The organism is Trichocoleus sp. FACHB-262, assembly GCF_014696035.1.
GTDB lineage: Bacteria > Cyanobacteriota > Cyanobacteriia > FACHB-46 > FACHB-46 > Trichocoleus.
On record NZ_JACJPK010000071.1, the window covers coordinates 1 to 10492 of the forward strand.

14 protein-coding genes are annotated in these 10492 nt (G+C 49.2%); 10 read left to right on the forward strand and 4 right to left on the reverse strand.

Going from position 1 to position 10492, the window contains the following annotated elements; all coding sequences use genetic code 11:
* Positions 1 to 324: 324 nt before the first annotated feature.
* Entirely contained in the window at positions 325 to 729 is a 405-nt protein-coding gene (locus H6F68_RS13285) for a VOC family protein (protein ID WP_242065496.1), read from the reverse strand.
* A gap of 84 nt (positions 730 to 813) precedes the next feature.
* Positions 814 to 2067, reverse strand: coding sequence for an RNA polymerase sigma factor (locus H6F68_RS13290; RefSeq protein WP_242065497.1), 1254 nt, complete (start codon positions 2065 to 2067; stop codon positions 814 to 816).
* A gap of 279 nt (positions 2068 to 2346) precedes the next feature.
* On the opposite strand from H6F68_RS13290, the gene H6F68_RS13295 reads away from it, so the two are divergent.
* The 10 genes from H6F68_RS13295 (at position 2347) to blaOXA (ending at position 8870) form a co-directional block, all read left to right on the forward strand.
* Positions 2347 to 2706, forward strand: coding sequence for a YciI family protein (locus tag H6F68_RS13295; protein ID WP_190559678.1), 360 nt, complete (start codon positions 2347 to 2349; stop codon positions 2704 to 2706).
* Between the two features lie 35 nt (positions 2707 to 2741).
* On the forward strand, positions 2742 to 3257 hold the full coding sequence (locus H6F68_RS13300; RefSeq protein ID WP_190559680.1) for a VOC family protein: 516 nt from the start codon (positions 2742 to 2744) through the stop codon (positions 3255 to 3257).
* 37 nt (positions 3258 to 3294) lie between these two features.
* Positions 3295 to 3726 (forward strand): YciI family protein, encoded by a 432-nt coding sequence (locus tag H6F68_RS13305; RefSeq protein ID WP_190559682.1) that lies wholly within the window; start codon positions 3295 to 3297, stop codon positions 3724 to 3726.
* A 59-nt stretch (positions 3727 to 3785) separates the two neighbouring features.
* Positions 3786 to 4196: a VOC family protein gene (locus tag H6F68_RS13310; protein WP_190559684.1), complete on the forward strand. Its 411-nt coding sequence runs from the start codon at positions 3786 to 3788 to the stop codon at positions 4194 to 4196.
* 55 nt (positions 4197 to 4251) lie between these two features.
* A complete protein-coding gene (locus tag H6F68_RS13315; RefSeq protein ID WP_190559686.1) occupies positions 4252 to 4674 on the forward strand; it encodes a VOC family protein in 423 nt (140 codons plus the stop codon).
* Between the two features lie 60 nt (positions 4675 to 4734).
* Entirely contained in the window at positions 4735 to 5247 is a 513-nt protein-coding gene (locus H6F68_RS13320; protein ID WP_190559688.1) for a DUF1579 domain-containing protein, read from the forward strand.
* A 282-nt stretch (positions 5248 to 5529) separates the two neighbouring features.
* Entirely contained in the window at positions 5530 to 6042 is a 513-nt protein-coding gene (locus H6F68_RS13325; RefSeq protein ID WP_199300070.1) for a GNAT family N-acetyltransferase, read from the forward strand.
* Positions 6043 to 6086: 44 nt separating this feature from the next.
* Positions 6087 to 7382, forward strand: a complete 1296-nt coding sequence (locus H6F68_RS13330) for an MFS transporter (RefSeq protein ID WP_190559690.1) — start codon at positions 6087 to 6089, stop codon at positions 7380 to 7382.
* A gap of 4 nt (positions 7383 to 7386) precedes the next feature.
* On the forward strand, positions 7387 to 7899 hold the full coding sequence (locus H6F68_RS13335; protein WP_190559692.1) for a GNAT family N-acetyltransferase: 513 nt from the start codon (positions 7387 to 7389) through the stop codon (positions 7897 to 7899).
* A 158-nt stretch (positions 7900 to 8057) separates the two neighbouring features.
* Positions 8058 to 8870 carry a class D beta-lactamase gene (gene blaOXA, locus H6F68_RS13340; protein WP_206755524.1) on the forward strand — a complete coding sequence of 271 codons (813 nt, stop codon included), beginning with the start codon at positions 8058 to 8060 and terminating at the stop codon, positions 8868 to 8870.
* A gap of 283 nt (positions 8871 to 9153) precedes the next feature.
* Here blaOXA and H6F68_RS13345 read toward each other — a convergent pair whose 3' ends face one another.
* Positions 9154 to 10032, reverse strand: coding sequence for a polysaccharide deacetylase family protein (locus H6F68_RS13345; protein ID WP_190559696.1), 879 nt, complete (start codon positions 10030 to 10032; stop codon positions 9154 to 9156).
* 125 nt (positions 10033 to 10157) lie between these two features.
* The gene (locus H6F68_RS13350; RefSeq protein ID WP_190559698.1) at positions 10158 to 10346 is read right to left on the reverse strand and encodes a hypothetical protein; all 189 of its coding nucleotides are present in this window, start codon (positions 10344 to 10346) and stop codon (positions 10158 to 10160) included.
* Between the last annotated feature and the right edge of the window lie 146 nt (positions 10347 to 10492).

The following is a 10492-nucleotide window of genomic DNA, read 5'->3' on the forward strand; positions in this document are numbered from 1 at the left end:
ATCTGCTTGAGTGCAACTGATCAGTTTCCTCTCACCGTAGTAACAAAAGAAGGATCACAGGCGTTCGCTATGACCGTCTCCTCCAAGATGGACGGCAACTGTTCCATCTGCACAAGCCAGAGCAGCAGGTGCGCCTCGAAGGGCTCGCTTTCCCTGTCACCGTGGCTTGGTTCTACCTCAAGCGCGAAGAGGGCAAGCCACGCTTGAAGCGCTATGTGCTCTCAACCAAGTCGCTCAAAGCCAGCACAATTGTCTGGTGGGGGCGGCATCGTTGGCAGATCGAAGGCTGGTTCAAGACACATCTAAAAACGCCTCATTCTCTGGTTAAACATTTTTCTGCTCGAGCTTCTGCTCAAGCTGCTCATCCCAAAAGGCGGCTTCTATCTTATGTCCATCGGGATCGCGAACAAAGCAGCCGTAATACGGCTCACTATAGTCGGGTCTGCCACCAGGAGCACCGTCGTCTTTGGCTCCTGCTGCGAGTGCTGCCTCATAGAAGGCATGAACCGCTTCTTTAGTGGGAGCGATAAAACCAATGTGAGTACCATTACCAACCGTTGCAGGTTCCCCATCGAATGGAGTTCCTACCCAAAATTCGGGGTACTGTTTGCCATAGGCGATCGCCCCCGGATGCTCCATCAATCGCTTGCAGCCCAACGTCGGCAACACAGCGTCATAGAAGGCGTTCACGCTTTGCGTGTGCCAAAGGCATCGCTCGTTCGAAATCATTGGTGCCGATTGAGACGTGTGAGAGGATGCTGGGATTGTGATTCATGTCTGAATTCTCTATTAGCTAACGTGAAGGTGAAGATGTTAGGGCTGCACTTCGCGCAATCGACGCTCCAGGAAGTGGCGCTCACTGTCATTTGTAACGAGTTCCAGTGCTCGTGTGTAGCTTTGGGTTGCTTCCTGGAATGCTCCGACACGCCGCAAGAGATCAGCCCGGGTAGCGTGAAATAAATGATAACTGTCGAGTTCTGTAGCAAGTCTATCAATCAGAACGAGTGCTGCTTGAGGATGATCTGCCATCGCGATCGCCACGGCTCGATTCAAGGTCACAATGGGTGAAGGCTGCAAGCGTTCTAGCACCTCATAGAGCCGCACAATCTGTACCCAATCAGTGTCTTCGGCGATCGCTGTCTGACAGTGGAGGGCGGCGATCGCTGCTTGCAGAGCATAAACACCCGTGCCGCCGCGCAGTGCTGCTTCCACCAGCGGTAGTGCCTCGGCAATTTGTGGGTGATTCCAACGACTGCGATCCTGGTCTTCTAGCAGAATGAGATCGCCTGCCTTATCCAAACGAGCATCTCGCCGCGAGTCATGCAGCAACATCAGTGCCACCAGTGCCGTGACTTCTGAAGGAGGTTGGGGTGCCATCAATGTTCGTACTAGTTGCCCTAGTCGAATGGCTTCGGTGCAGAGGTCAGCTCTCACGATTGTCTCGCCTTTGGTCGCCGCATAGCCTTCGTTAAAGATGAGATAAATCACCGTCAGCACTGCCTCGATTCGGGCAGAAACAGCGGTTGTGTCGGGCACTTTGTAGGGAATGCCCGCATCCCGAATTTTGCGCTTAGCCCGTACCAGCCGTTGTGCCATCGTTGCTGTAGGCACAAGAAACGCACGGGCAATTTCGTCGGTTTCCAGCCCACCTAACATTCGTAGTGTCAGAGCGACCTGCGACTCGATCGCCAGTGCGGGGTGGCAGCAGGTAAAGATCAACCGCAGTCGATCGTCTGAAATTTCATCGCTATCGTAGGTTGGCTCCTCGCTCGATGGAATTAACCCAGATGCTGCATACCACTCTAGTTTCTCAGTGAGTCGTGTCCGTCGTCGCAGGCGATCGATCGCTTTATATCGAGCGGTTCGGATAATCCAGGCGCGAGGAAGATCAGGAATCCCACTGGTCTGCCACTGATTTACAGCCGCCGAAAACGCTTCTTGTGCCGCTTCCTCAGCTACATCAAAATCTCCCACCAGCCGAATCAGGATGGCAACAATCTGCCCCCATTCAGTGCGGTACGTGTCAGCGATCGCCTGAGCAACATCCAATTTTGTGTTTGAAGCCATATCTGACATAAAAAGACATCAAAACTTTTGACAAGGTGTCGATTTGAGCGATCGCTGTTCGACGGACTTATAAGGGAACACGATAACAATACACGACAGCAAAGAACAATTGTACTAAATAATTAAATTTTCAAGAGGTGTCGATTTGAGCGATCGCCGTTCGACGGACTTATAAGAGAGCAAAAGCTCGATCGTACCTGACGAAAAATTTTTAAGAGGTGTCGATTTGAGCTGATGTCGTTCGACTTATTTGCAAAGGCCAAGAATGGAGGCAACCGAATGAAATACATGCTGCTGATCTACATGGATGAAAACGCCTTGAACGAAACCGAGCGGGAGCAATGCTATGCGGAATCTGCTCAACTCGCCCAAGAACTCAACGCCAAGGGACAATATCTGTCAACTGCTCCACTTCACCCTGTCGCCACGGCAACCAGTGTCCGTGTCCGTGACGGCAAATCACTAATAACGGATGGACCCTTTGCGGAAATCCGTGAACAATTGGGTGGTTTTTTCCTCATTGATGCTCAAGATCTCGATGAGGCCATTGCGATCGCCTCTCAAATCCCAGGTGCAAAAGTTGGCACCGTCGAAATTCGTCCTGTCATTGAAGTTGCGGGACTACCAGCACAGTCATGACTGTCCTCAACCGCTTGAACTCAAGGAGAACCCTCATGCAAAACAATCCCAACATCACTCCCTGTTTATGGTTTGATGATCAAGCCGAAGCAGCCGCTCAGTTTTATACATCGGTTTTTCGCAATTCCACGATCATCCACATCAGCCGATACGGAGAAGCTGGACAGGAAATTCACGGAAAAACAGCCGGAACCGTCATGACCGTCAGCTTTGAACTCGATGGTCAACCGTTCACAGCGCTGAACGGAGGTCCAGCCTTCAAATTTAACGAGGCGATCTCCTTCCAAGTCTTTTGCGATACCCAGGAGGAAGTGGACGATTACTGGCAAAAACTGTCTGCGGGTGGAGATGAAACTGCACAGCAATGCGGCTGGCTCAAGGACAAATACGGCGTCTCCTGGCAAATTATTCCTCGCATTCTGATTGAGTTGCTCAATCACCCCGATGCAGCAACCTCTCAAAACGTTACCACTGCCATGCTGAAAATGAAGAAGATTGAGATTGATGAACTCAAGCGTGTCGCAGCGAGTTCGCGATCGGCACACCCTTAGCAATCCAACTCAAAACCACTCAACAGGAGAATTCACAATGAAAGTTATGGTCTTTGTCAAAGCAACCCAAGACTCTAAAACTGGAGTCATGCCGAGCGAACAGCTTTTGACTGAAATGGGGCAGTACAACGAAGAATTAGCCCAGGCAGGTATCTTGCTGGCCGGTGAGGGGCTTCATCCTAGCTCAAAAGGAGTGCGGGTGAAGTTTTCAGGTACGGAACGCTCCGTCACCCAGGGACCATTCACTCCAGCGCAGGAGCTAGTTGCAGGGTACTGGCTGTGGCAGGTGGATTCCATTGAAGAGGCGATCGCTTGGGTGAAGCGCTGCCCCAACCCAATGCCAGGAGACTCCGAGATTGAAATCCGTCCCATATTCGAGGCAGAGAATTTTGATGAACTCCTGACCCCCGAATTAAGGGAGCAGGAAGACCGCATTCGCGCCCAGATTGAAACGCGACAGCAAAAGTAACTGCATCTGCGACCGATTAGCTGATCAAAACGCAGAATCGATAACTAAAGGAGAAATCAATGCAACTCAATTCTTACCTGATGTTCGACGGCAACTGTGAGGCAGCGTTCAAGTTGTACGAGCAATGTCTCGGGGGCAAAATCACCATGATGATGACGCATAAAGAGGCACCCTCCGCAGAAAATGTTTCACCGGAGTGGCATGACAAAATCATGCACGCCTGTCTTGAACTGAAAGATCGTCTACTCATGGGATCTGACTGCCCACCGGGATATTTTGAACCCCCTCAAGGCTTTTATGTGCAGGTGAGTGTACCCGACCCAGAGGAAGCAGAACGGATTTTTCACGCTCTAGCAGAAAACGGCAAAGTGAAAATGGCGATCGCTCAAACCTTTTGGTCTGTTCGCTTTGGCATGTTGATTGATCAGTTCGGGACACCGTGGATGGTCAACTGTGAGCAAGTAGTGTGAGTCTTGAATCATCTTTCAACTGATACAACTACAACAAACTACACCAGAAAAAACCATGAGTACTCAAATCTTCGTCAATCTACCTGTTAAAAATCTCCAGCAATCGATCGCGTTTTTTACGCAACTTGGTTTCCAGTTCAATCCTCAATTTACTGACGAAACAGCTACCTGCATGATTGTCTCCGAGAATATCTTCGTGATGCTCTTGACCCATGAGAAGTTCCAGACATTCACCCCAAATCCGATTTGTGATGCGACCAAAAGTACCGAAGTGTTGACGTGCTTATCAATGGAGAGCCGAGAAAAAGTTGACGAGATGGTTCGCAATGCGATCGCCGCAGGTGGCACAACTTACCAGGAACCTCAAGACCACGGGTTTATGTATGCACATGGATTTCAAGATTTAGATGGACATATTTGGGAGCTGATGTACATGGAATCCAGCGCAGTTGATCGAGTTGAATCTGCTCAGGAATAGAAGTGTGAACCAACCCCAATGCAATCCTCATTCATCAAGATTCATCACAAGGAGATAAAGATGGAAACCACGAAAACCGAACAAATTTCACCAATGTCCACTCAACCTGAGAAAGAACATCAGTGGCTCCAGAAGCTGGTGGGTGAATGGACCTATGAAACCGAAGCAATGATGGGACCAGACCAACCTTGGGTAAAATCAACAGGAACTGAGACGGTTCGCTCAGTGGGTGGGCTCTGGATATTGGCGGAAGGACAGGGCGAGATGCCTTGTGGTCCTGCAACAACGCTGATGACCCTGGGCTACGACCCACAGAAACAGCGTTACGTAGGCACTTGGGTCGGATCAATGATGACGTATCTCTGGCAATATGACGGTGAATTAGACGCAGGTGAAACTGTGCTAACGCTTGCTTCTGATGGACCAACAATGACGGGTGAAGAGAAGATGGCAAAGTACAAAGACGCGATCGAGTTCAAGAGCGACGATCACAGAATCCTGACTTCCCATATGTTGGGAGATGACGGGCAGTGGCATCACTTCATGACCGCCCATTATCGGCGGAAGCAGTAAAACGTAAAGCAACTCTACCACCAGAAAAAATTATCCACGCGATGCTCAATATGATTTGCCTTTGGGTGTCGCGTGGATATTTGTTAACTAGCTGATTGAGATTCTCTCGCCATCTAAAAGCACATTCCCTCATTCCCAATTACTTTTGTAGTATAATGTAGTATTACTAGAGAGACTACCTGTCCAACCCCATGCACTTGACTTTATATCACTGTATGGTCTTATTTCATGTAAATGCGATGCGAAGCAGTTCTCCCTGGGAGGTAATCACCGCTATCAACCATGAAAATCCGGATTGAACCTTATGGCGATCGCCAACTTGAAGCAGTCGTTCGGCTGTCGCTTCGAGCTTGGACTCCAGTCTTTGACTCACTTCAGCAAGTGATAGACGCTGATGTGTATCGCTCATTCTATCCCGATGGTTGGCGCGTGAGCCAGCAAAAGGCTGTTGAAGAAGTCTGCACTGCCGAAGACACCAATGTGTGGGTGGCAATGAGTGCAGAGGGTGATGCTATAGGAATCGATACTGGTTTAACTGTGGGCTTTGTCGCCGTGAAACTCCACTCGGAGAGCAGCATGGGTGAAGTCTATATGGTTGCAGTCGATCCAGATTTTCAAGGTCAAGGCATCGGCACGGCTTTAATGGAATTTGCCCTCTCTTGGATGAAAGATGCTGGAATCTCTGTTGCAATGGTTGAGACTGGAGGTGATCCGGGTCATGCTCCAGCCCGTCACACTTACGAAAAGCTAGGCTTTGGGCTGTTACCGATCGCCCGATATTTCAAGAAGCTCTAAGTTGGCAGAGACAATATGAAATTGAGGAATTGAGGGGTTGGCGAATGACCAAGACTTTTTACGCGGTTTTAGCGAACTCATTGTTAGCTTCGCTGACCAATAATTTTGTTTGGTTTGCCGTCACGTTTTGGGTGTATCTGCAAACGAAGTCCGTGTTGGTGATGTCAGTCATGGCAGGTGTGTATCTGGTGACAGTTGCCCTCTCTGGATTCTTCCTGGGATCTTTGGTGGATCGATACAAAAAGAAAACAGCAATGCTGCTTTCGAGTACCTGTTCTCTGATTTTGTACATCCTCGCCTATATTATTTTTGTTTCAACTCCATCCTCTGTTTTTACGAATCCTTCCAGTGTGCCGCTTTGGGTCTTTATCACGCTGGCATTGGTGGGAGCGATCGCCGGAAACATTCGCACGATTGCCCTACCCACCCTTGTGACCATCCTGATTCCCGAAGCAGAGCGTGACAAAGCGAATGGGCTCGTGGGCACAGCAAACGGTGTGTCATTCCTCGTTGCGTCGCTCTTTAGTGGCATGGTAATCGGATTTCTGGGTGCCTATTGGATGCTCGTGTTTGCAATGGGCCTGATGATTCTGGCGGTTCTCCATTTAGTGGCGATCGCTATTCCTGAAAAAGGAGTTGTCCATCTGGAACATCAAACCAATCACATCGATATTCGCGGCACAATTCGAGCGATCCATCTGGTTCCTGGACTATTTGGACTGATTTTCTTCAACTGCTTCAACAACTTCCTGGGTGGAGTTTTCATGTCTCTGATGGATGCCTATGGCTTATCCCTAGTCTCCGTACAGGTCTGGGGCACGTTGTGGGGTTTTTTGAGCGTAGGCTTTATTGTCGGTGGATTGGTTGTTGGCAAGGTAGGGTTGGGAAAAAGTCCGCTCAGAACGCTATTTCTGTCAAATATTGTCATGTGGGTTATTGCAGCGTTCTTCACGATTCAGAAATCGATCGCATTATTAGCAATCGGTGTCTTCATTTACATGTGCTTGATTCCTGTGGTTGAAGCATCTGAGCAAACGATTATCCAGGCCGTGATTCCGCTCGAACGTCAGGGTCGTGTATTCGGGTTTGCCCAAAGCATCGAACAAGCAGCATCCCCATTGACCGCGTTTATGATTGGACCGATCGCCCAATTTATCTTTATTCCCTTAATGACCACAGGTGCAGGTGCCGATTTGATTGGCAGTTGGTTTGGCACAGGTGCCGATCGTGGAATTGCTCTTTTGTTTACCTTGACTGGATTGATCGGGCTGATTGTAACGCTGATGGCGATGCGATCGCGTTCGTACCGAAAACTATCAGTGAATTATCAAAAGTATTAGTTTTATGGTGAACCTCCGCCCTGCCACCTCCGCTGATTTAGCTCTGCTACGACATTGGGATGAGCAACCGCATGTGATTGCTTCAGACCCGAATGACGATTGGCACTGGGAAGTGGAACTCGATCGCACTCCTGATTGGCGAGAACAACTAATTGCTGAAATAGACGGGCGTGCGATCGGCTTCATCCAAATTATTGACCCCGCTTGTGAGGAGAGCCATTACTGGGGAGAGGTTGCCGCCAATCTTCGCGCCATTGATATCTGGATTGGCGAAGCAATGGATTTGGGTCAAGGATATGGAACGAAAATGATTCAGCTTGCTTTGGCTCGATGTTTTGCTGACCCAGATGTGACGGCTGTGCTGGTTGATCCACTGGTCAGCAATACCCGTGTTCACCGCTTCTACGAACAGCTTGGCTTCCGGTGTGTTGAGCGTCGCCAATTTGGTGAGGATGATTGCTTTGTCTATCGACTGAGCCGAGAAGATTGGCAGCCCAAAAATGTTGACCCTGACTAGTGCTTTCCGGAATCACTCTGACTTGCACTGTATCACCACAGGCTTAACTTGCTGTTTCATAATCAGGACACATGAGGGGAATCACATCTATTTTGAGTAAGCAGTTCAGACGATTGGCTTTGCTAGGTTGTAGCCTGGTACTACTATTCCTAGTCAGTTTGGTAGCTTCACCTGTCCACTCTCAGTCTGTAATACCTGTAAGAGATAGCACTCAAGCGATCGCGCATCCTGAGCAGGCTGTGATTGCCCAAGCTCCAAATCTAGCGAAAGCCTTTCAGGAATCGGGGGTAGACGGTTCGATCATCATCTACGACAAGAATCGCGATCGCTTCTACGAACATAACCCGACTCGAAATGCCACGGCTTTCTTTCCCGCTTCGACTTTCAAAATCCTCAATGCCCTGATTTCGCTGGAAACAGGCGTGATTCGGGATGATCTGGCAATTCTGACTTGGGATGGTGTGCAGCGAGAAATTCCCGCTTGGAATCGAGATACCAATCTCCGTCAAGCCTTCAAAGACTCTACCGTTTGGTTCTACCAAGTCCTCGCTCGTCGCAATGGGCATGAGCAAATGCAAAAGTTTGTAGAGCAAGCAAACTACGGTAATCGCCAAATTGGCACCCTAGACCAAATTGACCACTTCTGGTTAGAGGGTCCGCTGCAAATTACACCGAAACAAGAAATCGAGTTTCTCCAACGGTTAGAGCAAAATGATTTGCCTTTCTCAAAACGCACAATTGACTTAGTTAAAGACATCATGATTGTGGAGCAAACACCAGACTATATTTTACGAGGAAAGACAGGCTGGGCCACAGAGGTTAGCCCCGGTGTGGGCTGGCTTGTTGGCTATTTAGAACAAAATAATAACGTCTATTTCTTCGCCACCAACATTGCCATGTCTAATATAGAAGATGCACCTAAGCGATTACACCTGACTCGTCGTAGTCTCAAAACATTGGGTTTGCTCTAATTTGGATGCGATCGCTGCCCCTAATCAGTTTAATGGTGGCTGAGTTTCTCTCTCAAGTGAGCAACCAAATCGCTGTTTCCAAAGGATGAGCAGGGCTAGCTAGAGATTGAAAAGCTCGGAATGCTGAATTTCCTGTTAGTCAACCCAACCTAAGGCGAGGGACGATCGCACTAGGCTTGGGCTGAACTTCTCCTCAAAACTTGAACAAATTTATGGTGAGGAGCGATGAAATAAGCAGGTGCGGCTTGGAGAACCGTCAGGACATAAGCCAGCCGTTTGCAGTTCACTTGCACTGTGGGGCAGGAGGACCGCTCCAAGCTTGAGGAATCACTTTTTCCAGCTGAGACTTTTCAAAGCGAGCCAAACTCAACAAGTCCGGTGACTGGTTGGCAAAGCGCTCTGTCGGCACTGCATAAGCGATCGCGCCTAGATAGTTGGCATTCGCAACGGCTCGCTTGACTCTAGCATCATAAAGACCATAGGGATACGTAAAGTACTGCACCGAGCGAGCCAGTCTCGATTCTAGAATTTTCTTCGAATCGGCAACTTCTTGGATCAACTGTTGATTAGAGAGCTTGGTGAGCACAGGGTGAGTTTTGCTATGAGATGCAATCGTCACGAGCGGGTCATTGGCCATCGTTCTGAGCTCTTGCCAGCTTACGTGAGTCCGACCAGCATTCACCCCCACCGAACTGGTGTGAATCGAGAATACAGCTGGGTATCCATATTCCTTTAGAAGTGGATAGGCGTACTGATAGTGCCCTCCATAGCCATCGTCGAACGTCAGTAAGATCGATTTCTTAGGTAAAGGGCTACCGGTGCGCAGATGAGCCATCAATTGAGCGAGGCTAATTGGGGTCATCTGGTTCGCCTTCAGCCGCTCAAAGTGCTGTCTTAGTTCGTTAGGCGTTAAGTCATACGCCACTTTCTTGGCTGGCAGAATGTCGTGATACATCATGATGGGCACTCTTGCCTGCAAAGCATTGGGATGCAACTGGGGGAAGGGGGCAACAGATGCGGTTGGAACGTTTGCAGGACAGGTGTGCCAGGTGCGTGGCAGTTGTGCCATCCCATCAGAGCGAGCGGCAGATTGTGCCATCCCTGAGGCGGCTGCAATCAAAAGAATCGTGCTCAAGCACAGGGTAAGAAAGCGGTTCATCATCCAGACGTTTTAAGCTCGTTCATTAGAGTTACAAGCCAACAGCGAGATTAACAGAAGCTCTGACGATGTAGGCGAGCTAGAAGTGCCGCAAGCTCAACTCTCAAAATGCCTTCTGCTTCCTTCCCTCAGATGCCCACCCCAGATCGACAAACTATTAGTCTCTCCACCAGAGGTTGCGATCGCGGCAACGGGCGATCGCGCTCACCGAATATGCGTAAGAGCCGCTTTTTGTTAAATGACAACAACACTTGCCATTCCGCTGTCTCTAAGATCCCCGCAATACTTTGTTCTGGATGCTGCTGTGCTTCATACATCAGCCACAGCAGTCGTCACGCTACCATTGAGTAATACCAATTCTTCAAAGTAGAGCTACAGATGCTACAAAGCTGGTGTGGAGTTCAAGCAATCAATATGGCCGGGGTATACCAGCTAGAGATTACCGAGAGTGAAGCAGAACTCA